This window comes from Rhodopseudomonas palustris, from assembly GCF_007005445.1.
GTDB lineage: Bacteria > Pseudomonadota > Alphaproteobacteria > Rhizobiales > Xanthobacteraceae > Rhodopseudomonas > Rhodopseudomonas palustris_G.
Genome location: NZ_CP041387.1, coordinates 4,788,878 through 4,815,614, shown reverse-complemented (window position 1 = coordinate 4,815,614; position 26,737 = coordinate 4,788,878). Strand labels below are relative to the sequence as shown.

The 26,737-nt window shown below is 66.4% G+C and carries 22 protein-coding genes; 8 read left to right on the top strand and 14 right to left on the bottom strand.

Annotated elements, in window-relative coordinates; translation table 11 throughout:
* The first annotated feature begins 13 nt into the window (after positions 1-13).
* Positions 14-904: a hypothetical protein gene (locus FLL57_RS22210; RefSeq protein WP_142884041.1), complete on the top strand. Its 891-nt coding sequence runs from the start codon at positions 14-16 to the stop codon at positions 902-904.
* Between the two features lie 6 nt (positions 905-910).
* Here the strand turns inward: FLL57_RS22210 and FLL57_RS22205 are convergent, their stop codons facing one another.
* From FLL57_RS22205 to FLL57_RS22180, 6 genes are all read right to left on the bottom strand, one after another.
* Positions 911-1,735, bottom strand: coding sequence for a phosphodiesterase (locus FLL57_RS22205; protein WP_142884040.1), 825 nt, complete (start codon positions 1,733-1,735; stop codon positions 911-913).
* Positions 1,732-2,556 carry a phosphodiesterase gene (locus FLL57_RS22200; RefSeq protein WP_142884039.1) on the bottom strand — a complete coding sequence of 275 codons (825 nt, stop codon included), beginning with the start codon at positions 2,554-2,556 and terminating at the stop codon, positions 1,732-1,734. The genes FLL57_RS22205 and FLL57_RS22200 overlap by 4 nt, the downstream gene beginning before the upstream one ends.
* A 64-nt stretch (positions 2,557-2,620) precedes the next feature.
* Positions 2,621-3,901: an ABC transporter substrate-binding protein gene (locus FLL57_RS22195; protein ID WP_142884038.1), complete on the bottom strand. Its 1,281-nt coding sequence runs from the start codon at positions 3,899-3,901 to the stop codon at positions 2,621-2,623.
* Between the two features lie 22 nt (positions 3,902-3,923).
* Positions 3,924-4,760 (bottom strand): carbohydrate ABC transporter permease, encoded by an 837-nt coding sequence (locus FLL57_RS22190; protein WP_047310126.1) that lies wholly within the window; start codon positions 4,758-4,760, stop codon positions 3,924-3,926.
* Entirely contained in the window at positions 4,757-5,716 is a 960-nt protein-coding gene (locus FLL57_RS22185; RefSeq protein WP_013499967.1) for a carbohydrate ABC transporter permease, read from the bottom strand. Before FLL57_RS22185 ends, FLL57_RS22190 begins: the two co-directional genes overlap by 4 nt.
* Complete coding sequence (locus tag FLL57_RS22180; RefSeq protein ID WP_142884037.1) at positions 5,709-6,863, bottom strand: ABC transporter ATP-binding protein; 1,155 nt, start codon at positions 6,861-6,863, stop codon at positions 5,709-5,711. The genes FLL57_RS22185 and FLL57_RS22180 overlap by 8 nt, the downstream gene beginning before the upstream one ends.
* A gap of 127 nt (positions 6,864-6,990) precedes the next feature.
* Between FLL57_RS22180 and FLL57_RS22175 the strand changes: the two genes are divergently transcribed.
* The gene (locus FLL57_RS22175) at positions 6,991-7,869 is read left to right on the top strand and encodes a LysR family transcriptional regulator (protein WP_142884036.1); all 879 of its coding nucleotides are present in this window, start codon (positions 6,991-6,993) and stop codon (positions 7,867-7,869) included.
* Positions 7,870-7,882: 13 nt separating this feature from the next.
* Here the strand turns inward: FLL57_RS22175 and FLL57_RS22170 are convergent, their stop codons facing one another.
* From FLL57_RS22170 to FLL57_RS22145, 6 genes are all read right to left on the bottom strand, one after another.
* Entirely contained in the window at positions 7,883-8,578 is a 696-nt protein-coding gene (locus FLL57_RS22170; protein ID WP_142884035.1) for an ABC transporter ATP-binding protein, read from the bottom strand.
* Entirely contained in the window at positions 8,575-9,348 is a 774-nt protein-coding gene (locus tag FLL57_RS22165) for an ABC transporter permease (RefSeq protein WP_142884034.1), read from the bottom strand. Before FLL57_RS22165 ends, FLL57_RS22170 begins: the two co-directional genes overlap by 4 nt.
* Entirely contained in the window at positions 9,338-10,330 is a 993-nt protein-coding gene (locus FLL57_RS22160) for an ABC transporter substrate-binding protein (RefSeq protein ID WP_142884033.1), read from the bottom strand. Before FLL57_RS22160 ends, FLL57_RS22165 begins: the two co-directional genes overlap by 11 nt.
* Before the next feature lie 12 nt (positions 10,331-10,342).
* The gene (locus FLL57_RS22155) at positions 10,343-12,202 is read right to left on the bottom strand and encodes a 2Fe-2S iron-sulfur cluster binding domain-containing protein (RefSeq protein ID WP_142884032.1); all 1,860 of its coding nucleotides are present in this window, start codon (positions 12,200-12,202) and stop codon (positions 10,343-10,345) included.
* Between the two features lie 4 nt (positions 12,203-12,206).
* Positions 12,207-14,207 carry an FAD-dependent oxidoreductase gene (locus FLL57_RS22150; RefSeq protein WP_142884031.1) on the bottom strand — a complete coding sequence of 667 codons (2,001 nt, stop codon included), beginning with the start codon at positions 14,205-14,207 and terminating at the stop codon, positions 12,207-12,209.
* Positions 14,208-14,523: 316 nt separating this feature from the next.
* Positions 14,524-17,736 carry a PAS domain S-box protein gene (locus FLL57_RS22145; RefSeq protein WP_142884030.1) on the bottom strand — a complete coding sequence of 1,071 codons (3,213 nt, stop codon included), beginning with the start codon at positions 17,734-17,736 and terminating at the stop codon, positions 14,524-14,526.
* Here FLL57_RS22145 and FLL57_RS23425 point away from each other — a divergent pair.
* Positions 17,735-17,884, top strand: a complete 150-nt coding sequence (locus tag FLL57_RS23425) for a hypothetical protein (RefSeq protein ID WP_155413361.1) — start codon at positions 17,735-17,737, stop codon at positions 17,882-17,884. The genes FLL57_RS22145 and FLL57_RS23425 overlap by 2 nt on opposite strands.
* A gap of 171 nt (positions 17,885-18,055) precedes the next feature.
* Here FLL57_RS23425 and rpmB read toward each other — a convergent pair whose 3' ends face one another.
* Positions 18,056-18,361, bottom strand: a complete 306-nt coding sequence (gene rpmB / locus FLL57_RS22140) for a 50S ribosomal protein L28 (protein ID WP_013499976.1) — start codon at positions 18,359-18,361, stop codon at positions 18,056-18,058.
* Positions 18,362-18,711: 350 nt separating this feature from the next.
* Between rpmB and FLL57_RS22135 the strand changes: the two genes are divergently transcribed.
* The 5 genes from FLL57_RS22135 (at position 18,712) to FLL57_RS22115 (ending at position 25,135) form a co-directional block, all read left to right on the top strand.
* The gene (locus FLL57_RS22135) at positions 18,712-19,542 is read left to right on the top strand and encodes a DUF3108 domain-containing protein (RefSeq protein WP_047310142.1); all 831 of its coding nucleotides are present in this window, start codon (positions 18,712-18,714) and stop codon (positions 19,540-19,542) included.
* A 302-nt stretch (positions 19,543-19,844) separates the two neighbouring features.
* Positions 19,845-23,114, top strand: coding sequence for a helicase-related protein (locus FLL57_RS22130; RefSeq protein WP_047310136.1), 3,270 nt, complete (start codon positions 19,845-19,847; stop codon positions 23,112-23,114).
* A gap of 29 nt (positions 23,115-23,143) precedes the next feature.
* On the top strand, positions 23,144-23,413 hold the full coding sequence (locus FLL57_RS22125) for an RNA-binding S4 domain-containing protein (RefSeq protein WP_047310137.1): 270 nt from the start codon (positions 23,144-23,146) through the stop codon (positions 23,411-23,413).
* Positions 23,414-23,487: 74 nt separating this feature from the next.
* Positions 23,488-23,826 (top strand): ferredoxin FdxA, encoded by a 339-nt coding sequence (gene fdxA / locus FLL57_RS22120; RefSeq protein WP_013499980.1) that lies wholly within the window; start codon positions 23,488-23,490, stop codon positions 23,824-23,826.
* A gap of 232 nt (positions 23,827-24,058) precedes the next feature.
* A complete protein-coding gene (locus tag FLL57_RS22115) occupies positions 24,059-25,135 on the top strand; it encodes a CarD family transcriptional regulator (RefSeq protein ID WP_142884028.1) in 1,077 nt (358 codons plus the stop codon).
* Positions 25,136-25,232: 97 nt separating this feature from the next.
* Here FLL57_RS22115 and FLL57_RS22110 read toward each other — a convergent pair whose 3' ends face one another.
* Positions 25,233-26,690: a M48 family metalloprotease gene (locus FLL57_RS22110; protein WP_013499982.1), complete on the bottom strand. Its 1,458-nt coding sequence runs from the start codon at positions 26,688-26,690 to the stop codon at positions 25,233-25,235.
* Positions 26,691-26,737: the final 47 nt, after the last annotated feature.

The window sequence follows — 26,737 nt, the reverse complement described above, 5'->3', positions numbered from 1 at the left end:
GCGAGACCGCACTGTGCCGAAGAAGCTCTCCGACTACACCCTCTCCGACTGGAAGCGGCTGCGGCCGCTGTCGCAGGGACTGAAAACCGCCCGCTACAACCGGATCGACCGGCGCTACCGGAGGCAGCCCGCCAAGCTCGGCGATCCTGCCGCGGTGGCGAAGGTGATCATCGGCCGGCGCGCGCTGTTCACCGTGGCATATCAGGACCCGCAGGCGATCGATCTGCAGATCCCGCTGATCCGGCTGTTCGTGCCGGATGCGTTGTACGTCGTGGTCGACAATTCGCCCGACGACGACCGCGCCGCCGAGATCGAACGGATCGCCGGCGACCACGGCGTGCCGTATCTGCGCGCGCCGGAGAATCCGTGGCAGAAAAGCAGCCGTTCGCACGGCATCGTGCTGAACTGGATCTGGCACAACATCATCCGGCCGGGCGCGCCGGAGATGTTCGGCCTGCTCGACCACGATCTGTTTCCGACCGCGCCGGACGATCCGTTCGCGCCGCTCGCCACCCAGAACGTCTATGGCTACGTCCGCACCACCGAACCGCCGAGCGAGCGCTGGTTTCTGTGGGCCGGCTTCACCATGATGCGGTTTGCCGCGGTGCGCGACCTGCCGCTCGACTTCGGCCAGGACTGGTTTCTCGGCCTCGATACCGGCGGCGGCAACTGGGGTCCGCTGTACAGCAAGCTCGACCTCGCCAAGCTCCAGCAATCCCCGTCGCGCTTCGTGCCGTACCGCGAGGGCCTCGCGACCTATGACGGGCCGTTCCAGTGGTGCGGCACCTGGCTGCACGAAGTCGGCCAGATGGGCGAGCCCGAGATCATGCGCGACAAGCGCCGGGTGGTAATGGAGCTGCTGGCGCCGCATCTGGAAGCTGCGCGAAACCTCACGGCCCGCTGAGGCACGTCAGAACGAGGCGCGGTGCAGCGCAACACTGTCGTGCAGCGAGAACAACGGCCCGTCATACATGAACGAGCACTGGTGGATGACGATGCGATCCGCCTCGACGCTGACATGGGCGTAGTCCGGCGGCTCGTGCGAGCCCGGGATGTGGCCCTCGGCGACGAGATCGAACGCGACCTGATGCGCCAGCCCGCGCTGGATGTGATACGGGATGCCGCGCCACACGCCCGAGATCGGCCGGTGCAGATGCCCCATGAACAGATAGTCCGGCTTGCGAGTGCGGGCGATCACCTCCCACTCTGCATCCGGATTGGCGAGACGGATCGTATCCATGTAGCGCAAGCCGGTGTCGAACGGCGGGTGATGCTGGAACAGCAGCAGCGGCCGGTCGGCCGGCGCTTCCGCCAGCGCGTGTTCGAGGAACGCCAGCCGCGCCTCGCACAGCAGGCCCTCGTGGTTCGGCGCGGCTTCATTCAGCGTGTCCAGCGTGACGATCGTCGCCGCCTCGAACACCTGCACGGTGTGCACGAAGCCGTTCGTATCGCGCGGCACGCCGGGAAAAAACTTGGCGAAGGCCTCGCGCTTGTCGTGATTGCCCATCATCAGGATCGTCGGCGCGCGCAATCCCGCCAGCACCGAAGCCAGATTGTCGTAAGCCGGCTCCTCGCCCCAATGCGCCAGATCTCCGGTGACGATCACGAAGGCGATGTCGGGATGCTCACGGTTGATCCGCGCCACCGCGGCGGTGAGCCGTTCGGCCGGATCGAGCCCGTAGATGCGGCGGCCGCGGGCGACGAAATGCGTATCGGTGAGAACGACGAACTTCATCGCAGCATGGTCTCCCTGTTCCAGGCGCTGTAGTCGGGCGAGCCCTCGACCCGGACCTCGCCGGTGTAGCCGAACTCGACCATGTGGACGGTGACGTAGTCGTCGCCGAAGAACACCACGCCGTAGGACTCCGGCAGGTCGGAAGCGCTCAGCAGCCGGCGCTCGGAGAACAGCGGATAGCTGGCATGGTTGGTGCCGCGCAGCGAGCTGACCGGCACGCCGGCGACCGAGCCGGCCAGCGGCAGATGGCAATGGCCGAAGAAGATGTGGCGGATGCGGTCGCGGTGCCGGCCGACGATCTGGCGAAACGCGCCCTCGTCCAGCAGCCCGATCTGGTCCATCGGGCCGAGATGCGTCGGCATCGGATTGTGATGCATGAACAGCAGGAACGGCCCGGGATGTTCGGCGAGCTGCCGGGTCAGCCACGCCCTGCGCGTGTCGCAATAGCGCCCCGCATGGGTGCCGGCCTCGGCCGTGTCGAGCAGCAGGCACCGACCGGCCGGCGTATCGACCACGCCCTGCGCCAGGCCATGCTCGTCGGCATAGTCCGGAAACACGCTGAGGAAATTCTCGCGGGAATCGTGATTGCCAATGCACAGCCGCACCGGAATCGGAAACGCGTCAAGCTGCGCCTTCAGCCAGCGATAGTCGTCAGCGTCGCCCCAATCCGACAGATCGCCGGTGATCACCATCAGTTCGGCATCGTGATGGTCGCGCAAGATATGGGTCAGCGCCCGCTCGAAATTCAGCCGCGGATTGCGGCCGCCGATCGTCGCGCCCGCCGTGGTGAGGTGGATGTCGCTGAGATGGATCAGTTTCATGGCCCGCTCCAGAACGTGACGCGACGGAGCGCGGCAAGCGCTCCGTCGCCGGGAGGTTCTTTCGTTACTTGGCGGCGCCGACGGTCTTCGGCAGCAGGTTCTGGACGTCGCGGGTCATGTCGGCCAGCACCGCATCCGGCTCCTTGGCGCGCGCGCCGGAGACGATCGAGTTGAGATGATCCTTGATCACGTCGGTGATCTTCAGGCCGTTGTCGCCGGGGAACGCATACCACTTGGTCAGTAGCGCAAGTTGGCTGACGGCAGTGTAGTTGTTCGGGTTGTTGGCGTAGAAGTCCTTCAGATAGACGTCATTGGCGACCTTGTTGGGCGGCATGTAGCCGGTGGTCTCGGCCATGATCGCCGCGCCCTTCGGGCCGGTCCAGAACTTCACCACTTGCCAGGCGGCGTCGCGCTTGGCCTTGTCCTTCGCGGTGATCAGCACGACGTTGCCGCCGGCCGGCAGCCGGCCGTTCGGCTTGACGACGTCCGGGAACGCGATCGTCTTCAGCGCGAACTTTCCGCCGATCATGTCGGTGGTCTTCTTCAGGTCGGAGGTCGAGGTGATGTGGATCCCGGTCTTGCCGGCCGCGAAGGTGGCGCGCATCGACGGCTGGTCGAGATTCGGCATGCCGCCCTCGGTGACCAGGCGGGCGATGGTGCGCATCGCGAACTGGCCTTCGGGGCCGTCGAACGCCACCTTGGTCTCGTCGGCATTGAGCATGGTGCCGCCGCGCGCGAACACCGGCGCCTGCCACAGCCAGTTGCCGGTGATGTCCCAGGCGTAGGTGATGCCGTTGGAGTCGGGGCCGAGCGCCTTGACCTTCTTGGCGAGGTCGAGCAGGCCGTCCCAGGTGGTCGGCAGGTTGTTCACATCGCCGCCGGCCTTTTTCACCAGGTCGAGATTGACGTAGACGATCGGCAGCGAGATCGCGAACGGCAGCGCATAGACTTTGCCGCTGGCGGTACCGATATCGTACATCGCCTGGTGGAAGCCCTGCTTGTCGAAGTCCTTCTCGGCCGCGATGTAGCCGTCGAGCGGCGCCGGGATGTTCTTGTCGACCAGCACGCGGATGCGGTTCAGGCCCTGGAAGGTAACGTCGGGCAACTGATTGGTCACCGCCTCGCGCAGCACCTTCTGGGTAGCCTCTTCATACGACTCGTAAGGCGCACGGAAGCTGACCTTGATCTCCGGATGCACCTTGGCGAATTCTTCGGCGATCCGCTTATGGGTCTCGGTGAACAGCTCCGGATACGGGAACTGCAGCACTACTTCGGTCTGCTGCTGGGCGTGGGCGATACCCGCAACCAGCGTCATCGCGGCTGCGGCGAACCATCTCTTCAGCATGTCGATCTCCTGTTGGGTTGGATTACTTGAGTCCGGTCAAAGTGATGCCTTCGATGAAGCGGCGCTGCGCGAGCAGGAAGGCGACGACGAGCGGGGTGATGATCACGATCGCGGCGGCCATCAGCGGGCCGTAGCTGGTGCCGGCCTCGGCGTTGCGGAAATGCGCGACCGCGAGCGGCGGCGTGTAATATTGCTGGCTGTTGAGCACGATCAGCGGCCAGAAATAATCGTTCCAGTGCGCCACCACCGAGAAGATGCCGAACGCGGTGACCGCGGGAATCGCGGTCGGCAGCATCACCCGCCAGACGATCGCGAACTCCGACATCCCGTCCATCCGCGCGGCGTCGAGCAGATCGTCCGGCACGGTCATGAAGAACTGCCGCATCAGAAAGATGCCGAACACCGAGATGGTGAACGGCAACACCAGTGCCGCGTAGCTGTCGAGCGCGCCGAGCTGATGCAGCAGCAGGAACACCGGGATCGCGGTCGCCTGCGGCGGGATCAGGATGCCGAACAAAACCAGCGCGAACAGCGTCTTGCGCCCGACAAAACGCAGCTTGGCGAGCGCATAGGCGGCCGGCAGCGCGATCAGCACCTGCAGCGCGAAGATCGACACCGTGACGATCACGCCGTTGAGCAGGAAGCGACCGAGATCAGCCTTGCCGAACGCGATGCGCAGATTGTCCCACAGCGCGAAATGATGCGGGATCAGATGCAGATCGCTGGAGTAGATTTCGTCCGGTGGCTTCGACGCGGTCGATAGCATCCAGACGAACGGCGCCAGCATCAGCACCGCGCCGAACATCAGAGCGGCGTGGCGGAGGCTGGAGCGGATCAGGCTTCGTCGCGCGGCGATCATGCGTAGTGCACCTGCTTGGCGGCGAGCCGCGACTTCACCAGGGTCAGCAACAGCACCAGGCCGAGGAACACCACCGTCACCGCGGCGGCGTAGCCGGAGCGGAAGAACTCGAAGCCTTCCATGTACATGGTGTGGATCAGCACCTCGGTGGACTTCGACGGCCCGCCCTTGGTGAGGACGTGGACGGTGTCGAACACCTGAAACGACCGGATGCCGGTGATCACCACCACAAACAGCGTCACCGGTCCGAGCATCGGCCACGTTACCAGCCGGAACCGCGACCACGCACTCGCGGCGCCATCGATCTCGGCAGCGTCATAGAGATGCTTCGGGATCGACATCAGCCCGGCCAGGAACAGCACCATGTTGAAGCCGACCGCCTGCCAGATCCCGATCACACACAGCGCGTACAGCGCGGTGCCGCGATCCTGCAGCCACGGATGCGGCGCGAAGCCGACCATCTTGATAAGCCCGTTCACCAGACCGAACTGCGGATGCAGCATGAACTCCCACACGATCGCCATCGCGATCAGGGTCGCCATCACCGGCAGGAAGTAGATGGTGCGATAGAAGCTGCGAAAGCGCGTGCCGCTCTCGATCAGCATCGCCACGCCGAGGCCGAGCGCGACCGAGCCCGGCACCACGATCACCGCGTAAGTCAGCGTGTTGGTGAGCGAGATCCAGAACACCCGGTCGGCGAACAGTTGCTGATAATTGGCAAGGCCGATCCAGGCGAACGACGGTGCGCCGAGCTGATAATCGGTGAACGACAGCGCGATCACGCCGGCGAGCGGCCCCAGCAGCATCAACATCATCAGCGTGAACGCCGGTGCGACCAGACCGTAGGCGACGGTGCCGCGACTACGGCGACGCGGCTTGGTCAAAGCGCGCACAGTTACAGGCGCGTCGAGATCGCGCAGCGCGACGGCGGCGTCGGACATGGTGACCTCAGACATGGGCGACCTCCCGGATCGTCTCGACCGATGCCTCGGCCCGGACCGTGATCCTCTTGCCGGCGGCGTCGAACAGCCGGATCGCCTCGGGCGCGAAGCCGAACCGCTGGGTGCTGCCGAAAGGAGGAAGCCGAAGCGGATCGTCGAGCCGGATCACCAACGGATCGGTCAGCCCTTCGCAGCCGAGATGCACGAAGGCTTCGGCCCCCATGTTCTCGACATGCACCACGACGCCGGACAGATCGCCGCCGCCGAGACTGATCCGCTCCGGGCGGACCGCGACGCGGCAGGGCCCGCCGCTCGCCGCGGCACGCGCTGCCAGCACGCGATCGAGCATCACGATGCGGCCGTCCGCCTGCACCGCGCCGGGCAGCACGTTGATCTTCGGGCTGCCGATGAACTCGGCAACCCGGATGTCGCGCGGATTGTCGTAGACGTCAGCCGGCGTGCCGACCTGAACCAGTTCGCCGCCGATCATCACGGCGATCCGGCCGGACATCGTCATTGCCTCGGCCTGATCGTGCGTGACGTAGACGAAAGTCGCTTTCAGCCGGCGATGCAGCTGCGCGATCTCGGCGCGCATATGCACCCGGAGTTTGGCGTCGAGGTTGGACAGCGGCTCGTCGAACAGGAAGCCGACCGGCTCGCGTACCAGCGCCCGGCCGACCGCAACACGCTGGCGCTGACCACCGGAGAGCTGCCCGGGCTTGCGGGCCAGAAGCGGCGAGATTTCGAGCTGCGACGCGACGCGCTCGACATCGGCACGGATGCCGCGCTCGACATGGTAACGGTTCGGCAGCAGCCGGCCCAGCAGCGGCGCGCGCTCCAGTGCCGACAACCGCTTCATCCGCAGCGGCACCGCGATGTTGTCGAACACCGACAGATGCGGGTACAGCGCGTAGGATTGAAACACCATCGCGAGATTGCGCGAACTCGGCCGGATGTGATCGACCGCGACGCCGCCGATCTTCACTTCGCCGGAGCTCTGCGGCTCCAGCCCGGCGATCACCCGCAGCAGTGTCGACTTGCCGCATCCGCTCGGGCCGACCAGCGACACGAACTCGCCGTCGTGGATCGACAGATCGACGCCCTTCAGGACTTCGGTGTCGCCGAACGATTTGCGGATCGCGCTGAGCTCGATCTTCGCCATCACCTGTCCCCTGACCTGGTTGCGATGCGGCACAGGGTTACGGGCGGCGTCTGACAGTCACATAACGGTCGCCAGCTTTGCTTATGGCTTTCACCAGGTTTCCTGGTGAGGCGGAGCAACGAGCCCGATGGCCCTGACTTCGGCGCGGGTGCGCGCCGTCAACGCCGTGTTCGATGCCGGCAGCTTTGCAGCCGCAGCGCGGCGGATCGGCGTGACGCAATCGGCGGTGGCACAATCGGTGCGCGAACTCGAAGGCGAATTCGGCGTGGCGCTGTTCGAGCGCCACGGCGCCAACCTGATTCCGACCTCGCTGTGCCGGCAGCTCTACGGCGCCACCAGCCGGATGCAGGCGATCGAGACCGACGCGCTATCGATCCTGTCGCAGCGCGAGGAGCTGGCCGGCGGCGAACTCCGCGTCGGGCTCGGCAACTCGATGCCCGGCATGGCGCTGATCGCAACCTTCAAGCAGATGTACCCCAAGGTGCAGATCGCGATCGAAATCGGAAGCTGGTCGGCGATCGTCGCCGCGGTGGTCGATCAGCGCGTCGACATCGGCGTGCTGCCGGACGTGCCGGCCGACCGCCGCTTCCGCCGCGAGATCTGCCTGGAGCAGCGCGTCATGGCGCTGTGCCATCCGAGCCATCCCCTGAAGAAGAAACCGCAGGTCACGATCGCCGAACTGATGCGCTATCCGCTGGTGTTCCGCACCCGCGATTCCTCGACCCAGCGCGCCGTCGATCGTGCATTCCGCACTGCCGGCCTGCGTCCGGTCCCGTCGATCGTGGTCAACACCCGCGAGGGCATGCTGGAGGCAGTCGCCAACCATCTCGGCGTCGGCTTCATGTGGGAGCACGGCTCGAGCAGAGTCGACCGCATCGCCAAGGTGCCAATCGCCGAGCTCGACGCCGAATCGCCGGAGTGCATCTTCGCGCTGGCCGGCAAGAAGGGGCGGCTGGTCGAACTGTTCTTCCTCGCCAATGGCGCGCACTCGCCGCCGCGCGAGTGAGACGGCGGCGGCGTCAACGCTCTGTCGATGCGGCCACGAAGGTTCGCACCACGTCGCTGACGGGATGGTGCGCGATCTCGGCCGGTGTGCCGAATTGCTCGATGTGGCCCGCAGACAGGATAGCGAGACGATCGCATTGCATCGCCTCAGGGCCGTCGTGGGTGACGATCAGCATCGTCAGGCCGCTGCGCGCATGGATGCCGCGCAGGATCCGCCACAGCTCGGCTCGCACCAGCGCATCGAGCGCGCTGAACGGCTCATCGCAGAGGAGCAGATCCGGCTCGACCACCAGCGCCCGCGCCAGCGCCACGCGCTGCCGCATCCCGCCGGAGAGCTGGCGCGGATACTTACCGGCATCGTCGCCGGAGAGGCCGACATTCGCGAGCATCGCCCGTGCGCGGTCGCCGCGCTCGCGCTTCTGCAGGCCGAGCGCGATCAGCGGAAGCGCCACGTTGTCGAGCGCGTTGCGCCATGGCAGCAACGCGGGATCCTGAAACACCATGCCGAGCCGCGTGCTGCGGCGGTGCACCGCGCCGGCGTCCGGCATCAAGAGCCCGGCGGCGAGCGCCAGCAGCGTGCTCTTGCCGCTTCCGGACGGCCCCATCACCGCGGTGATCGAGCCTGCCTCGACGTCGAAATCAATGCCGCGCAGCACCGGCGCCTGATAGCCGAACTGCACGCCGCGGAACTGCAGCAGCGGCCCGCTCATCGGCGACCGCTCCGCTCCTCGTCGCGCCATAGCCACAGCCGGCGTTGCAACGGCTGCAGCACGCTGGCATCGACCACGATCAGCACGCCGACCACGACCACCACCCAGGCCATGGTCTCTGCGGTGTCGACATGGGCGCGCGCGGTGGCCAGACCATCGCCTATCCCGCCGGCGCCGGCGAGCAGCTCGGCCATCACCGCGACCTTCCAGGACATCGCCAGCGTGGTGACCAGCGCGGGGAACAGATGGCTCAGCAGTTGCGGCCCATACACCTCGGTCAACCGCGCCGACAGCGGCACCTGGTACACCTGCGCCATCCGGGCCAGCGTGCCGTCGAGACTGCGCACGCCCTCCAGCGCCGCGGCGAACAGCATTGGACCGGTGGCGGCGGCGACCGTCACCACCACCGCCCAGCGGCCACCGAACCACAGCAGCGCCATCACCACCCAGGCGATCGCCGGCACCCCGAGCAGGATGATCGCGACCGGCTGCAGCGCACGCTGCGCCTCCTCGCGCAGACCCGCGAGCATCCCGGCACACGAGCCGATCAGCACGCCGATGATCCAGCCGACCCCGGCATTGCCGGCGGTCTCGAGCAGCGCCGGCCCGACCTGCCCGGCGCGGATCATCCGCCACAGCGTGGCTGCGGTGTCGCCGAGGCTGGGCAGTATCAGCGGCCCATATGCGCGATGCCCTGCCTCCCACAGTGCAAGCAGCAGCACGATGCCGACCAGGCTCCAGGCCCACGAGATCCGCGCGCTACCCCGCATAGAACGCCGCGTCCGGCAGCCGGCCGCCGACGATGCCGGGATCAAGCTCCATCAGGTTCTTGAAGTACACTTCGATGTCGTCACGCGCCTGTCGCGCCGGAACGACGTCGAGGCGGACATGCGGCAGCGACGCCGCGATCACTTCGGCGGACAGGCCGAGCGCCGGCGCGGCCAGCTCTGCGGCCTCGCGGGGGTGCGCGGCGATCCAGTTACTTGCTTCGACGCAAGCGGCCTGCACGGCGGCGACGACCTCGGGCTGAGTGTTCAACAGCTCGGGGCTGACCGCGAGGCCGACTTGCGGAATCCGAGGCCCGCGCCCGGTGTGGCGACCATAGAGTTCGGCGATATCCAGCACCCGATACACCGGCCTGCCGTCCTGCCTGGCGCGGAGCAGCGCAGTGGTCGCGGCAGGCTCGTGCAACACGGCGACGTCGCTGCGGCCGGCGAGAAACAGCGGCACCGCCTCGCCCGGCGAGCCGACATATTCGCAGCGGACGTCGCGGTCCGGATCGAGCCCGGCCCAGCGCAGCACCATGCGGAACAGCAGATCGGGCGCCTCGTTCTTGTTCGACAACAGTATGCTGCGGCCCGCCAGATCGGCCACGGAGGTGATCGCCAGATCGCGGGCCATCACGTAGAGCACGCCCCAGGTAACGACGTTCAGCATCCGCGTCCCGGCGCCGCGATTGAAGAAATTGGCGGCCGCGTAGGTCGAGGTCGCGAACAGCCGGAACTGTCCGGACGCGATGCCGGCGCGCATCTGGTCGGTGCTCTTCCAGAGCTGAAAGCGCGTTCCGGGCGCGATCTGTTGCAGCCGCTCCGACGTCACCGCGCGGACGAACAGCGCCGACGGCGTCGCCGGAATCCCCCACAGCGTCAGCGGCTCGGCCGCGAACGCCCGCGTCAAGTCCAGCGCCGGCAGCGCCGCCAGGCCGCACACGACCTCGCGACGATTGACCAGCGGGTGCTGAGGCGAAGTCATCACGAGCCCCCGTCAGTACAGGATCGTGCTCATGGTGAGATCGTCCCAGATCTCCTTGACGGTGTGCTGCAGCTCCCGCTTGCGCGAGGCATAGTGAGTGTGCAGCAGCCGGTGCGCGATCTCGGAATTCGGCGCCTGCAGCAGTTCGCGATAGAGCGCCTGGACCTGGGGATTTTTGTGCGACTGCCGGACCTTGGCGGCGCGGTCGACATTGTAGATGGTTTCGCGCCGCTTCAGCGCGAGCGGCAGATACTGCTTCTTCGAACGCAGCGATCCGCCGCCGTCGACGCAGCCGCCTGGGCAGGCCATCACCTCGATGAAATCGTAGTTCGCCTCGCCGCTCAGCACCGATTCCACCAGCCGGCGGGTATCTCCGAGGCCGTGCACCATCGCGACCTTGACCTCGCCGACCGGGCCGCCGAGATCGACACTCGCCTCGCGCAGGCCTTCAAAGCCGCGGAGCTGCATCAGCTCGATCCGGTCCAGCTCGCGGCCGTTGACCAGCGCGTAGATGGTCCGTACCGCCGCTTCCATCACGCCGCCGGTGGTGCCGAAGATCGCACCGGCACCCGAATAGGCGCTGAGGAACGGGCGATCGAACTGCGACGATGGCAGGTCCTTCAGGTCGATGCCCTCGCGCCGCAGCAGCCGGGCGAATTCGCGCGTGGTCAGCACCAGGTCGGTTTCGGGCCACCCGTCATGAACCATCTGCGGCCGAACCGCCTCGTCCTTCTTGGCGATGCACGGCATGATCGAGATCACCCGGATGCGCTCGGCGGGCACACCGAGCTGTTCGGGCAGATAGCTCTTGGCGATCGTCGACAGCACCTGCTGCGGTGACTTGGTCGAGGACAGCAGCGGCAGCACGTCCGGATAATGGATCTCGGCGAAGTTGATCCAGGCCGGGCAGCACGACGTGAAGGTCGGCCGCCGCCCCTGCTTCAACCGCGCCAGCAGCTCCGCGCCCTCCTCCATGATCACCACGTCGGCGGCGAAGTTGGTGTCGAGAACGACGTCGACGCCGAGCTTGCGGCAGGCGGCGATGATCTGGCCTTCGACATTGGTGCCGGCGGGCAGACCGAACTCTTCGCCGAACGCCACGCGTACGGCGGGCGCGAACTGCACCACGGTGACGACGTTAGGATCACAGATGTAGTCCAGCGCCCGGTCGGTCTCGTCGCGCTCGCCGAGCGCACCGGTCGGGCACACCAGCACGCACTGGCCGCAGGACACGCACACCGAATTCGGGTAGCCGTCGGCGTCGCGCAGCGCCACCATCCGCTCCAGCCCGCTGCCTTCGATCGCCAGCGCGTCGATCTTCTGGTGATAGCGGCAGATCGCGACGCAGCGCTGGCAGCGGACGCAGCGCCGCATATCGCGCACCATCGCTGGCGAGCTTTGATCGACCGGGCGCGACTCGGTCCGCTCGCGGTCGAAGAACCGGTTCTGCTGCAGCCCGACGAACTGCGCCAGATCCTGCAGCTCGCAACTGCCGTGGCGGATGCAGGTGGCGCAATCCTGCAGATGGTCGGCCATCAAGAGCTCGACCTGCAGGCGCTGCATGTCGCGCGCCTTCTTCGAGCGGGTCTGCACCTCCATGCCGTCGCGCACCGGCGTATTGCAGGCGGTGACGATCTGCGGCGTGTCCTTGCCGGCCTGCAGGATCTCGACCAGGCAGACCCGGCAGGCGCCGGGGGTGTGATCGATGTCCTCCAGTTCGCACAGCGTCGGGATGTAGACGTCGTAGCGCCGTGCGCAGGACAGGATGGTCTCGTTGGCGAAGCCGGCGCAGGCGACGCCGTTGATCGAGAGCGAGATCGTCGCTTCGTTGGGATCGCGGGCGGACTGGCTGACTTGATCGGACGTGCACATCGCTTCAAGCCGCTCCTTCCGGGATCGGATGCTTGGTGACGACGGAATAGACGCGATAACAGCGCATGCAGCGCTGGGTCTCCGCATAGGCGGCGCGGGCATCGATGGTCTGCTCGACCTCGCCGAACATGTGCTTGCGCAGCTCGGGATCGATTTCGGGATTGTGCACCCGATAGGCGTTGCGCACCGGGGCCGCCACGATCTCGTTGGCCATCATATGGTTGTCGGCGATCAGCTTGCGCATCCGCGAGCGCTTGAAGAACCGCACCGAGCCGCGCTGGATCCAGTCATCGATGTTGCGCGCCGCCTTCAGCCCGGCGGCCATCGCATAGACCAGCGTCGACGGACCGGTGACGCAATCGCCGCCGGCGAACACGCCGGGCCGCGAGGTGGCGAGCACCCGGTCGGTCGCGACGCAGCGCCAGCGGTCGAACGCGATGCCGTCGCTCTCGATCAGCGGCCCGTCCTCGACCTGCTGGCCGATCGCGGCGATCATCACGTCGCATCGCATCGCCGTCTCGCTGCCCGGGATCGGCTTCACCGAGCGCCGCCCGCCTGCATCGGGCTCACTCGCCTGCATCTTCGTCAGCACCACGCCGGTGACCTTGCCGTGCTCGGTGACGATCTCGGCCGGTGCGCTCAGGACATGGAACTCGACGCCTTCAGCGCGGGCGGCCTCGATCTCGGCCGGGTCGGCCGGCATGTCGGCGAGGGTGCGGCGATAGACGACGTGGACCTTGTCGGCGCCGAGGCGGATCGCCGACCGCACGCAATCCATCGCGACATTGCCGCCGCCGACCACCACCACTTCGCCGCTCAGCGCCAATGGCGCGATGCCGTCGACGTGGTCGTGAACCTTGAGCAGGAAATCGATGCCGCTGAAGTAACCGGCGTAGGCACTGTCCTCGCCGGCAACGCCGAGCCGGGCGCCCTGCTGACAGCCGAGGCCGAGGAACACCGCGCGGTAGCCGCGCGCGAACAAATCGTCGATCGAGAAGTCGCGGCCGAGGCGCTGATCGAACAGGAACCGGCCGCCGAGGTCGACAATGATGTCGGTCTCCAGCGCCAGCGTATCCTTGGGCAGCCGGTAGCTCGGGATGCCGATCTGCGCCATGCCGCCGGCCTGGCTGGCTTTGTCGAAGACGTCGACGTGATAGCCGCGCAGCAGCAGGTGATAGGCGCAGGAGATTCCCGCCGGGCCGGCGCCGACCACCGCCACCCGCATGCCGTCGGCGAGCGGCTTGCGGATCATGTCGCGGGTGAATTTCAGCGCGTGCGGACCGCTCTGCTGGTCGGCGACGTAGCGCTTCAGCGTCTTGATGCCGACCGCCTCGTCGACGAATTTACGCCGGCACGCCTGCTCGCAATAGCGCACGCAGACCCGGCCGCAGGTCGCCGCCATCGGGTATTTCTGCAGCAGGACGCCGAGCGAGCTCTCGGGCTTGCCGTCACGGATGTAGTCGATGTAGCGCGGCACGTTGATCTTGGAGGGGCACGCCTCAATGCACGGTGCGGTGACGTAGGCCATGCCGTGCTGAGCCGGGATCGGCCGGTGCGAGCCCAGCTCCCGTTCGACACGCGGCCGAAACTCCCGCAGCGCCGCCAGCAGCGCGACCGCGCAGGTCTGGCCCAGCCCACACAGCGAAGTCTGCCGGATCTGCTCGCCGAGCATCACGATGTCGTCGAGCGTCAGCGCGGCATCCATCCCCCGGCGCATCTGGTCCAGCGCATCCCGCACCAACACCGTGCCGACCCGGCAGGGGGTGCAGGCGCCGCAGGACTGCTCGGCGACGGTCTTTAGGTAGTGATAGAGTGCATCGACCAGCGACACCGTCGGGTCGAACACGAAGAACCCGCGGTCGGCGATGAAGGCGCGGATCGCATTGCCGTCGTCGAACTCATCGAAATTTGCCAACGCGTAGTCCGTGGCCCGTGCCTCGCCACCCTCGTCGGCTCGTGAGTCGTAGGTAACTCCGTCCCAGACCCCGTACACCACCTGCGTCATTCCGACCCCGCCCAGGGTATGCTCGCACCGATCAGCTCGATCAAAGCTGATTTGCGCCAAAGCCGTGATGACACAGATCAGAAATGAGCGATCGGCGGGCGCGGCGTCGCACGCGAGTCTGCTCTGACCGTGACAGATCCGGGGCCAGAGTTATTTGTTTGACGCATTTCCGTCACATGAGCCGGCTTCGACCTCGTTCGAAACGCTCCCTGAGCACTCGAGCGGTCAACTGCGTATCATCCCTCCCTCAGGGCAGCCGCACCCTCGGCAACCAGAGCAAGGGCCCCCCGTCAGCGAGCTTGTCCTCGACGGCCTGCTAAACCGATCGCGCCGAGACGACCTTGCCGGCGATTGCCGGTTCGGCAGCCACCGGCGGCCGCGACGGCTCGGCCTCGTGGTTCGCCAGCGCACGGCGGATCATCCTCGCCAGATCGCTGCGCCGGTACGGCTTCGACAGCAGCAGCACGTCGGAATCGATCCGGTCGTTGTGAATCAGCGCATTCTCCGAATAGCCGCTGGTGTAGAGAACCTTCAGCCCCGGACGCAGCTTGGCCATTTCGGCAGCGAGCTGAACGCCGTTCATCGGCCCCGGCATCACCACGTCGGTGAACAGCAGATCGAACACGGTGTCGCTTTCGCCGATCGAGAGTGCCGCGGTGGCATTGCCGACCGACAGCGTAGTGTAGCCCAGGCTCTTGAGCTGGGCGTTGACGTAGCTGCGCACCATCGCGTCGTCTTCGACCACCAGAATGGTCTCGGTGCCGCCGACAGCACTCTGCTCGATCGCCGGCTCCGCCTCGATGTCGGACTCGGCGCGCGCGCGCGGCAGGTACAGGCGGAACGTCGTGCCCTGCCCCTCCTCGCTGTCCAGGGTGATGTGTCCGCCGGACTGCTTGATGAAGCCGTACACCATGCTGAGGCCGAGGCCGGTTCCCTTGCCGACCTCCTTGGTGGTGAAGAACGGATCGAACACCTTGCTGCGGATCGCCTCCGGAATGCCGGACCCGGTATCGGCGATCGCGATCATCACATAGTCATCAGGCGCCAGATCACCGAGGCGCTTGCCGAGGTCGGAATCCACCACGACGTTGCAGCTCTCGATCGTGAGCTTGCCGCCCTTTGGCATCGCGTCGCGGGCGTTGACGGCGAGATTGACCAGCGCCGATTCGAGCTGACCGCGATCGACATAGATCGGCCAGGTATCAGGTGCGAGCATCGTCTCGACCTCGATCGGCTCGCCCAGCGTCGGACGCAGCAGGCTCTGCAATCCTGCGAGCAGCGCGTTGACGTCGGTTTCATCCGGCCGCAGCGGCTGCTTGCGGGCGAAGGCGAGCAGCAGCCGGGTCAGTTCGGAGCCACGATCGGCGGCCTCGCTGATCAGCTTGGCGATCGCCGCCAGATGCGGCTGATCGGCGACGCCGTCGCTGATGATGTCGATGGTGCCGGTGATCACCGTCAACATGTTGTTGAAGTCGTGGGCAATGCCGCCGGTCAACTGGCCGATCGACTCCATCTTCTGCGATTGCCGGAGCTGCTCCTCGAACGCGATCTTCTCGGTCAGGTCGCGCATGAACGCGTTGACGACGAACCGTCCCTCGACCGGCAGCGCCGCCATCGACACTTCCAGCGAGATCATCGAGCCGTCACGGCGCAGCGCCTCGACCTCGATCCGGTGTCCGTGGATGACCCCCATATCGTGCTCGATGGCGTCGATGAACCGTCGATATCCGGTCTTGATCTCGCTGCTCCGATCGGGTGCCAGGACCAGTTCGCCCAAGTCCTTGCCCAGCGCTTCCGCGCGGCTCCAGCCGAGCAGCGCCTCGGCATGCGGGCTCCAATCCGTAATCCGCCCCTGCACATCGAGCTGCACGAAGGCGTCGAGGGCGGTGTCGATGATCGCACGCGCCATCTGCTGGCTGCGGCGCAAGGCGTCCTCGGCCTTCTTGGTCTTGGTGATGTCGTGATACACCATCACGGCGCCCTGGATTTCGCCGGTTTCGCTGCGCAGCGGTCGCCCGTTGGCGATCAGATGGGAGCTCAGCCCGGAGCCGTTCGGCCGCACGGAGAATTCGAAGTTGACGATAGTTTCTCCGCGATAGGCCCGTAGCAGCGGCGACTGGTCCTGCGGCATCGGATTGCCGTCGGCATCGAACCGATCGAACGAACGGGTCGTGTTGAGGACGCCCACGCCGGACAACTGTCCAAAGATCTCGCGCGCGGCCGGATTGGTCAGGATCACCATGCCGCGGGCATCCGCGACCAGCACCGGATCGACCATGTTGTCGATGGTGTTCTGCAGGACATCGGCGATGCGGCTGCGCTCCTCGACCTCTCGGGCGAGCGCCGCCGCCTTGCGCTGGGATTCGGATGCCATCCGGGTGAAGGCGGCCGCCAGCACGTCGATTTCGTGACCACCGCCGGACTTCACCTCGACCGGCACGCCATTGCTGGCGAAAGCCTCGATCGAATTGGTGATCCGGACCAGCGGCCGGGTGAGCGACCGTGCCAGCGGGATCGCCATCAGCATCGCGACCAGAACCGCCACCGTGCCGCCGACGATGGTGGAATTGCGAACCGCCGTCTTCACCGAGGTCAGCGACGAATAGGGTCTGAGTTCGACAACCGCGATGCGAGGGCCCTGCGGGAGCTGGGCCCAATCCCAGCCGGCTCCAAACCGTTCGCCATTGCGATCGGTCACCAGGGCCGGCTCGGCGCCGGCGACCAGCCGCTCGGCCAGGCCCGGGAAGTCGTCCTGGATGCGGCTGCGCCGACCGAGATCGAAGCCGAACTCGCGCGACCGGTCGGGATGCAGCAAGTAGTCGCCGTCGCTGTTGACGACATAGATGATATTGCTGCCGTCGGCGCTCTCGCGGATCCGGTTCAGCAACGCGCGCAAATCGGTGTTCACCACCAGAAGACCGAGGCGGGTGCCGTCAGCGGCGTCGATCGGCGCCATGGTCCGCACCGTCGGCACATGCGGGGTTTCGAGCCCGGTCGCGGTCTTGTTGAGTTCGACCCTGGACATCGAAGCGCGGTTCGGCGGTAACGCCATGCCTTCCTTGAAGTATGCGCGGTCGCCGCGGCGGGTCAGCTCGTCCGGCGGCACCGCCCGAATGCCGCCGCCAGGACCGAGCCGGTCGACCCGAACCAGCTCACGGCCCCCGTCGTCCGGACTGATCACGCGTAGAATCGCGCAATTCGGCTTGGCAATCATTTCGCCGACGAACCGATCCTCGATCCGCTTACGCCAATCCGGCGGTTCCTGACCGGTGGTTCGGAGACTGTCGCGCCGCGCCGTCAACAGGTCCCGCAACGACGCGGACGATTGCGCCCCGACGGCGTCCGCGTGGGTGCTTCTGAGCGAGGTCTCGATCAGCAGCGCGTTGAGCTGTGCATGGGTGTGAAGCCGCATCAATGCCCGCGGCACCACCAGATCGACCACGTTCTGATAATTGAGAAATCCGAGGACCGCGGTGGTCACCAGGACCAGCGCAACCATGGCGAGGGTCAGCCGGGTCGACAGCTTCATGAAGGCCCCTGCGAAGGCGGCCGCACCGGCGCGCACCAAGGCGTCGGCGGCGGCTTATGCTGCGGCACGCGATCTGTTGGGCGATCCGACCGACGGTGAGAAGTTGTGCGATCCGCCGACCGCCCAGTCACCTCGGGAAAATACGTGATTCGGAAGAAGGTATACTCTTGGTCGCAATCCCGGGCGGCTCACGTGTGGCGACTTGCCCTGGTTTGGTTCGGGCAGGCGCTCGTGACCCGGCGCGGACGCACGACAAAACGGCCGGGTCGAACGACCCGGCCGCCGAGAGAAAAATTCGATCCTGCTGGCCGAGCGGCGATCAGCTCGCCGCGGCAACCGGCGCCGCAGCCGTCTTCTTGGCGATCGCGCGCTTCAGCTCCACCGCCTTCGGCGACAACTCGGCGTCGGAGGCCTTCAGCAGATAGGCGTCGAGGCCACCGCGATGGTCGACGCTCTTCAGCGCGTTGGTCGAGACACGCAGCCGCACCGAGCGACCAAGCGTATCCGACTGGAAAGTGACGTTGACCAGGTTGGGCAGGAAACGCCGCTTGGTCTTGATGTTCGAATGGCTGACCTTGTGGCCGACCTGGGCACCCTTGGCGGTCAGTTCGCAGCGCCGGGACATGGCGAAAAATCCTCTGTCATCCCCCGCCGGCCCACCAGCAGGCACGGGGCTTCATCATTCGTCCGTTTTCAGGAACCGCGGACCTATAAAAGGGCTGGGGCGCAGCGTCAAGCGACCGCCGCTCCGGAACCCGAAAATGGCCGAATCGGGAACCGCTGCAGCGGCCTCCTATGGGGCGCCGATCTGCACGTGCGGCCACGACTCTGGCACCATATAAAGGACGTATTCCGTTCCGACACCAACCGATCGGCACGCCGCACGTTGACCCATCGACGGCGCGACCGGCGCCACGCAGGACCTCGTTCGTGAACACCAGCATCCGCCGCCTTCTGCACAAGGCCGTCCCGACAATGATCCGGCGCGCCGGTTTGATCGGGCTGCTGGCCGGCTGCGCGATGGCTGCGGCGGCTCCTGCGGCGGCGCAGGGCAAACTCGATGCCCGCTACGAGGCGTCGCTCGCCGGCATCGAGGTCGGCAAGGGAGCTTGGGTGATCCAGGTCGACGACGATTTCTACTCTGCCTCGGCCACCGGCACCACGTCGGGCGTGATGCAGGCATTCTCCAGCGGCAACGGCCGCGGCGAGTCGCAGGGACGGGTGATCAACGGCCAGTTGGTGCCGGGCAATTACATGGCGAGCATCACCGGCGGCAAGAAGACCGAAACCATCCGGATGACGCTGGCCAACGGCAATATCAAGACCTCGACGATCGAGCCGGAGCCGCCGCCGGACGATGACCGCATCCCGGTGACCGAAGCGCACCGCCGCGGCGTGATCGATCCGATGACGGCCTCGTTCCTGCGCGTACCGGGGAGCGGAGACCTGCTCAGCCCGGACTCCTGCCGAGTGTCGACGCCGATCTTCGACGGCCGGATGCGCTACGATCTGCGGATGGAGTATAAGCGCACCGAAACGGTGAAGGCCGAAAAGGGCTATCGCGGACCGGCGTTGGTCTGCGCGGTGTATTTCAACCCAGTATCGGGATACATCCCGGATCGCGCCGCGATCAAATACCTGACCAAGCAGCGCGACATGGAAGTCTGGCTGGCCCCCATCGCCGGTACCCGCGTATTGGCACCGTACAAGCTGAAGATCCCGACCCCGGTCGGCAATGCGGTGCTGGAAGCGACCCAATTCGTCACCCTGGTGACCCCGGCAAAGGCGGCCTCCGGGCCGCAGTAATGCGAGACGCAGCGCTTTCGTCGGGCCGCCCGTCCTGAATCATGTTGACTCCGGCCGGAATCGCGGAACGCATGGGCTGGACGGAGACACCCCCGGCAAAAGGATTTCGGCCTGTTTTTTCACCTCATCTTGAGAGCGTGGCGGCGTTCGACACGAGATATTGCGCAGGCAGCATCGGACTCCGGCCGAGTCAGCGATTCGGCCGCGTTTCGTTCCGGACTCGTTCCAGCGCTTAATCGCGATTGCTGCGGCGTCGCAATGTGACACACATCTGACAGCGACCACGCAGAAATCCAGTCGAAATGCCCAACCTGCAATCTGAAGCGTTTACCAATGGCCGCGCGCCCGGTGCCGGCGTCACCGCGGTGCTGGGGCCGACCAACACCGGCAAGACGCATCTGGCGATCGAACGGATGGTCGCGCATCCGTCGGGCTTGATCGGTCTGCCGCTGCGGCTGCTCGCGCGCGAGGTCTACAACAAGATCGTCGATCGGGTCGGGCCGGACGCGGTGGCGCTCGTCACCGGCGAGGAGAAGATCAAGCCGTCGAAGCCGCGCTATTGGGTGTCGACCGTCGAAGCGATGCCGCGCGACCTCGACGTGTCGTTTCTGGCGGTCGACGAGATCCAGATCGCCGCCGACCTCGAACGCGGCCACGTATTTACCGACCGGATTCTGCGCCGGCGCGGTCGGGACGAGACACTTCTGCTCGGTGCCGCGACGATGCGGCCGATGATCGAGCGGCTGCTGCCCGGCGCCAGCATCGTCACCCGGCCGCGGCTGTCGCAGCTCGAATATGCCGGCGACCGCAAGCTGACCCGGCAGCCGCGACGCACCGCGATCGTGGCGTTTTCGGCCGACGAGGTCTACGCCATCGCCGAGTTGATCAAGCGCCAGCACGGCGGCGCCGCGGTCGTGCTGGGCTCGCTCAGCCCGCGGACCCGCAACGCCCAGGTGGCGATGTTTCAGTCCGGCGACGTCGATTACCTGATCGCCACCGACGCGGTCGGCATGGGACTCAATCTCGACGTCGATCACGTCGCCTTCGCCTCCGATCGCAAGTTCGACGGCTATCAGTTTCGCCGTCTCACCCCTTCGGAATTCGGCCAGATCGCCGGGCGGGCGGGGCGCGCCACCCGGGACGGCACTTTCGGCACCACCGGGCGCTGCGCGCCGTTCGAGCCCGAGCTGGTCAACGCCCTGCAAAACCACAGCTTCGAGCCGGTGAAGATGCTGCAATGGCGCAACGCCGAGCTGGATTTCGCCTCGCTCGGCGCGCTGCAGGTGTCGCTGGCCGAGGCGCCGCGGCACGAGGCGCTGACCCGGGCGCCGATCGCCGAGGACATGCGGGTGCTCGACCATGTCGCCCGCGACGGCGAGGTGCGCGAATTCGCGCAGGGCAAAGCCGCGGTCGAGCGGCTATGGGATGTCTGTCAAGTCCCGGACTATCGTAAGATCGCACCGGCTGCCCATGCCGAGCTGGTGATCACGCTGTACCGGTTTTTGATGCAAAAGGGGCGGATTCCAGATAGCTGGTTCGCCGCCCAGGTCGATCAGGCGGATCGCACCGACGGCGGTATCGACACGCTTTCCGCGAGAATTGCGCAAATCCGCACCTGGACCTTCGTCGCCAACCGGCCGGATTGGCTTGCCGACCCCGAACACTGGCAGGGCATCTCGCGCGACGTCGAAAATAAATTGTCAGATGCGTTGCACGAACGGCTCACGGAACGTTTCGTCGATCGCCGGACCAGTGTATTGATGCGCCGCCTGCGGGAAAACACGATGTTGAATACGGAAATTGGCAAGACTGGTGAGGTGATCGTCGAGGGCCACGTGATCGGCCGGCTCGATGGCTTCACCTTTGCGCCCGATTCGGCCGAGGCCGGCTCGGATGCAAAGGCGTTGCAGGCGACGGCGCAAAAGGCGCTGGCCGGCGAAATCGACGCGCGCGCCGAGAAGCTGTCGAACGCCCCGGACGATCAGTTCATCCTGACATCCGACGGGACCATTCGCTGGACCGGCGATGCGGTGGCACGGCTGGTCGGCTCCGACGACGTGCTGCGGCCGCGACTGCGGATCATCGCCGACGAGCGGCTCGCCGGCGCACCGCGCGAGGCCGTGCAGGCCCGTCTCGACCTTTGGCTCAAGACCCACGTCGAGAAGATCCTCGGGCCGCTGTTCGAGCTGGCCAAGGCGGAGGACGTCAGCGGCATCGCCCGCGGCATCGCATTCCAGCTCATCGAGTGCCTCGGCGTGATCGAACGTGCCAAGATCGCCGCCGAGATGAAGGATCTGGACCAGCCGTCGCGCGCCACCTTGCGCAAATACGGCGTGCGGTTCGGCGCCTATCACATCTACTTCCCGTCGCTGCTGAAGCCGGCGGCGCGGGCACTGGCGTCGCTGCTGTGGGCGCAGAAGCAGGACAATGTCGATCTGGCCGCTCTGTCCAGCGCGCAGCATCTGGCCGGCAGCGGTCGCACCTCGTTTCCGGCCGACAAGGCGCTCGACCGTGACGCCTATCGGACGCTCGGTTATCGGCTGTGCGGCGAGCGCGCCGTGCGTGTCGACATTCTGGAACGTCTGGCCGACCTGATCCGGCCCGCTCTGGCCTGGCGCGAAGGCGCCCCCGGCGAGAAGCCGGCCGGCGCGTTCGACGGCCGCAGCTTCGTGGTGACCCAGGCGATGACCTCGCTGACCGGCTCGGCCGGCGAGGACTTTGCTTCGATCCTGCGGGCGCTGGGCTACCGCATGGAAAAGCGGCCGCCGCTGCCGCCCGCCCCCAAGGCCGCGACGCCGGCCATCGCCGAACCGACCGAGTCCGCCGTCGCAACCGAGATGACCGCCGAGGATCAGGCGATCCTCGCCGGCGCGATCGCGTTCGAGCCGGCACCTGCGGCCGAGGCCGACGAAAGTGCCGAAGCCGCTCCGAGCGTCGATGAGCCGGCGCCCGCAGACGAGCCGGCGGCGGCGGCATCCGAGCCAGCACCGGAGTCATCCGCCACTGAGGCATCCGAGCAGCCCGCCGTCACGGCCGATGCGGCGATCGAGACACCCGCGACGGATGGCGAGGCCGCCGAAGCGACCTCCGACACGGCGAATGCGGAAGCCTCCCCGAAAGCGGAGCCGGACCTGATCGAGGTTTGGCGTCCGGGCGGACGCTCCGACGACCAGCGGCCGCGCCACGACCGCAACCGTCATCGCAATCGCCCGCAGCATGGGTCGGCGACCACCGCGACCGAGAGCGAGTCCGGCGAAGCCAAGGGCGACCGCGGCGGCCGCCGTGGCAAGGGCGATTTCCGCCGCGACCAGCGCAGGCCCGACGGCGAAGGCGTCAAGCGCGAGGCGTCCGGCGAGGGTCGCCCGCCGCGCGAACGCTTCAAGGGCCGCGACAAGTTCCAAGACAAGTATCAGGGCGGACCGAAGGGCGGCCGCGACAATCAGGGCGGCGGCTCGCACCGGCAGGTGCATTCCAGCGCCCCGCGCGAACGTGACCGGCCGATGGATCCGAATTCGCCGTTCGCCAAGCTCGCCGCGCTGAAGGAGCAACTCACCGCCGGCCGCAAGGACTAACGCCTGCCGGCACAGCCGATGGTTCGGGTTTGGAGCGTCAGCGTCTCGACAAATGGCTGTGGCACGCCCGCGTGGTGCGTGCGCGCAGCAACGCTGCTGCGCTGGTCGAACGCGGCCACGTCCGCATCAACGGTGTGCGCGAGACTTCCCCCGGACACGGCGTCAAGATCGGAGACGTGCTGACGATTGCGCTGGATCGTGGCGTGCGGGTGCTGAAGGTGGTTGGATTCACAGAGCGCCGCGGCGATGCCGAGTCGGTTACTGGACTTTATGCCGATCTCGGAATGCCACGGGAATAGGCATCTTCACTTGCGGCTGCGGTGCTCCTGCGGTACGCAAACACTCAAAATTAGAACCGTTCCGGAGCGTTGGGATGACTTACGTCGTCACTGAGAACTGCATCAAGTGCAAATACACCGACTGCGTTGAAGTCTGCCCCGTGGATTGTTTCTACGAGGGCGAGAACATGCTGGTCATCCATCCGGACGAATGCATCGACTGCGGCGTGTGCGAGCCGGAATGCCCGGCGGAAGCGATCAAGCCGGACACCGAGCCGGGCCTCGAGAAGTGGCTCGAGCTGAATGCCGAACACGCCAAGACCTGGCCGAACCTGACCCAGAAGAAGGACGCTCCGGCTGACGCCAAGGAGTTCGATGGTCAGGCCGGCAAGTTCGACAAGTACTTCTCGTCGGAGCCGGGCTCGGGCGACTAAGCCGAAGGTCTTGCGAGGCCGGCACTGCCGGCCCCATCCAGCTTAACCCTGTTGACGAGTTGCACCCCGGGGCGCCGCCCCGAATTGGGTGGAATCGTCATAAATCATTGATTTTTGCGGGGAATGTGCTATATTTGGCACATTCGTCAACTCCGGCTTGCCGCTTGGGTAGCCGGGAAGGGTTCCCCGTCAGAAGCAACGAACAGGGGCGTGGCGGTTCCACGCGCAGGCTGTGTCACAGAAAACGCGTAAAACGAGTGTTTCTTCGAAGGGTGCGAAGCGTGCATCCGCGGCCAGCCGCGGAGCCACAAAGAGCCGATCGAAGGCTCCTGTCAAGGACACCCGGACAGCCGCCAAAGCGACCGCCGCAAAGGCTTCTGTTTCCAAGACCCAGACCAAGGCGAGCGCCGGCAAAGCAAGCGCCAGCAAACTCGCTCCCGCAAAGGGGTCTGCTGCGAAGGCTTCGGCCTCCAAAGCTCCGGCCTTCAAGTCCTCGAAAACCAAAAGAAGTGAAATGCCAACCAAGTCTGCGAAAACTGCCGCCAAGCCGGCTGCCTCCAAGACCGCCGCCGCAACCAAGCCGGCGGCGAAGCCCGCCAAGGCTGCCGTCGCACCCCGGACTGAGGTGAAGGCTGAAGTGAAGGCCGCCAAGCCCGAGGTCAAGCAGCCGGCGGCCCCGGTGCAGGCGCGGGTCGAGGAGCCGAAGAAGGCCGTGACCCAGCGCCAGGGCTTCAAGGCCAACGAGTTCGTAGTCTATCCGGCGCACGGCGTCGGCCAGATCCTGGCGATCGAGGAGCAGGAGATCGCGGGCGCCAAGCTTGAGCTGTTCGTCATCAACTTCATCAAGGACAAGATGACGCTGCGCGTGCCGACCGCGAAGGTCGGCAATGTCGGGATGCGCAAGCTGTCCGACCCGGCGCTGGTGAAGAAGGCGCTGGAGACGCTGAAGGGCCGGGCTCGCGTCAAGCGGACGATGTGGTCGCGCCGGGCGCAGGAATACGAAGCGAAGATCAATTCGGGCGACATCGTCGCGATCGCCGAAGTGGTCCGCGACCTGTATCGTTCTGAATCGCAGCCGGAACAGTCCTACAGCGAGCGCCAGCTCTATGAAGCCGCACTCGACCGTCTGTCGCGCGAGATCGCGGTGGTGCAGCACATCACCGAGACCGAAGCCGTGAAGGAAGTCGAGAGCCAGCTCGCCAAGAGCCCGCGGCGCGGCGCAAAGGCCGAAGCGGAGAGCGAGGCCGAGACCGATTCCGACGTCGACGGCGATTCCGACGACGAGTCGGTGACCGACGAAGCTGCATAAGCAACAGCTTCCGGAGCAACAGCTTCCGGTTCGAATTGCGTCCGAGGCCCGGCCATCCAGCCGGGCCTTTTTCGTGGCAGCGATTCCGTTCTGGCGCTCAGTCGACGACGATCTTCACCAATTCGCGCGGCTTGACCTGGGCATGGGCATCGAGACCGTTGAGGATCCGAAACCGCTCCAGCGGCCGGTCCACCCCGGACATCCGCTGCGACAACGATTCCACGGTGTCGCCCGGCTGTACGGTAATCACCTTGATCCGCAGCGGCCGCGCCGCCTGGATTTCGTCGAGCGACAGCCGCCGGAACGAATTCACCGTGTCCCGGGCATTGCGGTCGCTTTCCCCGGTCCGCTGCCGGGTCGCGAAGATGAAGCGATAGACGTCGCTGCCGAACCGCAGCGCATACACCCGGAATTGCCATTGCTCGCCGCGCGCCGTCACCGACGCGGTCGGAAAGCCGTTGACGCTGGTTTCCTCGGTCGAGCTCTTGTCGACGTTCTCCATCCAGCCGGAATTCAGGTAGTCGGCGAGCGACTGCTCGGCCGGCACCCGCACCACGTCGAACCGCATTGCCTGATTGCCGCCCTCGCGCAGTCCGATCACCGCCTGTGCGGTGTTGTCGAGCGTGAACGAGTCCGGCACCTGGAAGGTGAAGCCGAGCTTCGGATGCAGGAACCGCCGGCCACGGACGAATCCCTCGCTCGGGTCTTCGCCGTACACGATGTTGTCGATTGCATTGAGATAGGCCTCGCGGTCGCGTTCGCCGCGTTCGCCGCGCCAGCCACCTTGCGGGGCGGTGTATTGCCGGGCGTTGTTCTGGGCGTTGCTGACGCGCTCCGGGTTCGCCGGATGCGATGACAGAAAGTCGGTGCGGCTGTCGCCGCTGCCGCGATTGGCCTTCAGGGCCGCGTTGCGCTCCATCGCTGAGAGGAAGCGCGCCGCGCCATAGGGATCGAACTGCGCCCGAGCCGAAATCCCGATGCCGATGCCATCGGCCTCCAGCTCCTGCTGCCGCGAGAAGCTCGCCATCGACAGCTTGGTCTTGGCCAGCGCCAGCGCGGTCAATCCGGGATCGTTGCCCATGTCGGTCACGACGCGGGTCACCAGCGCCGCCTGCCGCGCCTGGTCCTCGCGGATCGCGGCGTGCTTGGCGAGCACATGGGCCATTTCATGCGACAGCACCGACGACAGCTCCGAGGTATCGGTGGCGAGCGCGATCAGGCCGCGGGTGACGTAGAGCTGCCCGGTCGGCAACGCGAAGGCGTTGACCGCGCCGGAATTGAGGATCGTCACCTTGTAGGTGAGATCCGGCCGATCGGAGGCGGCGACCAGCCGGTTGACAATGCCGGAGATCAGCCCTTCGAGTTTCGGGTCGTCGTAGGCGCCGCCATAGGTTGCGAGAATCCTCTCGTGCTCACGCTCCGCGGCGGGCGACTGCACCGCAGGCCGCGGCGGCCTGGCCGGGGCCGCAGTCGTGATCGCGCCGGTTTCGAACCGGCTCGGATCGCCGCAACCGGCCAGCGTCAGCGCAGCGCTCAGCAGCAGCCACGCCGCCACCGGGCGGCGGCCCTTTCGCAAGTTGCGCCGTGCTGCACGCCAATTCA

What these genes read in the sequence shown, in the direction of transcription:
- rpmB (WP_013499976.1), bottom strand. Translation starts at nt 18,361, where the DNA reads ATGTCCCGGCGCTGCGAACTGACCGCCAAGGGTGCCCAGGTCGGCCAC.
- FLL57_RS22180 (WP_142884037.1), bottom strand. Translation starts at nt 6,863, where the DNA reads ATGGCGAAGATCGAGCTCAGCGCGATCCGCAAATCGTTCGGCGACACC.
- FLL57_RS22190 (WP_047310126.1), bottom strand. Translation starts at nt 4,760, where the DNA reads ATGATCGCCGCGCGACGAAGCCTGATCCGCTCCAGCCTCCGCCACGCC.
- FLL57_RS22185 (WP_013499967.1), bottom strand. Translation starts at nt 5,716, where the DNA reads ATGTCTGAGGTCACCATGTCCGACGCCGCCGTCGCGCTGCGCGATCTC.
- FLL57_RS22160 (WP_142884033.1), bottom strand. Translation starts at nt 10,330, where the DNA reads ATGACTTCGCCTCAGCACCCGCTGGTCAATCGTCGCGAGGTCGTGTGC.
- FLL57_RS22200 (WP_142884039.1), bottom strand. Translation starts at nt 2,556, where the DNA reads ATGAAACTGATCCATCTCAGCGACATCCACCTCACCACGGCGGGCGCG.
- FLL57_RS23425 (WP_155413361.1), top strand. Translation starts at nt 17,735, where the DNA reads ATGAAGGCCCCTGCGAAGGCGGCCGCACCGGCGCGCACCAAGGCGTCG.
- FLL57_RS22130 (WP_047310136.1), top strand. Translation starts at nt 19,845, where the DNA reads ATGCCCAACCTGCAATCTGAAGCGTTTACCAATGGCCGCGCGCCCGGT.
- FLL57_RS22150 (WP_142884031.1), bottom strand. Translation starts at nt 14,207, where the DNA reads ATGACGCAGGTGGTGTACGGGGTCTGGGACGGAGTTACCTACGACTCA.
- FLL57_RS22165 (WP_142884034.1), bottom strand. Translation starts at nt 9,348, where the DNA reads ATGCGGGGTAGCGCGCGGATCTCGTGGGCCTGGAGCCTGGTCGGCATC.
- FLL57_RS22195 (WP_142884038.1), bottom strand. Translation starts at nt 3,901, where the DNA reads ATGCTGAAGAGATGGTTCGCCGCAGCCGCGATGACGCTGGTTGCGGGT.
- FLL57_RS22155 (WP_142884032.1), bottom strand. Translation starts at nt 12,202, where the DNA reads ATGTGCACGTCCGATCAAGTCAGCCAGTCCGCCCGCGATCCCAACGAA.
- FLL57_RS22145 (WP_142884030.1), bottom strand. Translation starts at nt 17,736, where the DNA reads ATGAAGCTGTCGACCCGGCTGACCCTCGCCATGGTTGCGCTGGTCCTG.
- fdxA (WP_013499980.1), top strand. Translation starts at nt 23,488, where the DNA reads ATGACTTACGTCGTCACTGAGAACTGCATCAAGTGCAAATACACCGAC.
- FLL57_RS22170 (WP_142884035.1), bottom strand. Translation starts at nt 8,578, where the DNA reads ATGAGCGGGCCGCTGCTGCAGTTCCGCGGCGTGCAGTTCGGCTATCAG.
- FLL57_RS22175 (WP_142884036.1), top strand. Translation starts at nt 6,991, where the DNA reads ATGGCCCTGACTTCGGCGCGGGTGCGCGCCGTCAACGCCGTGTTCGAT.
- FLL57_RS22135 (WP_047310142.1), top strand. Translation starts at nt 18,712, where the DNA reads ATGATCCGGCGCGCCGGTTTGATCGGGCTGCTGGCCGGCTGCGCGATG.
- FLL57_RS22205 (WP_142884040.1), bottom strand. Translation starts at nt 1,735, where the DNA reads ATGAAGTTCGTCGTTCTCACCGATACGCATTTCGTCGCCCGCGGCCGC.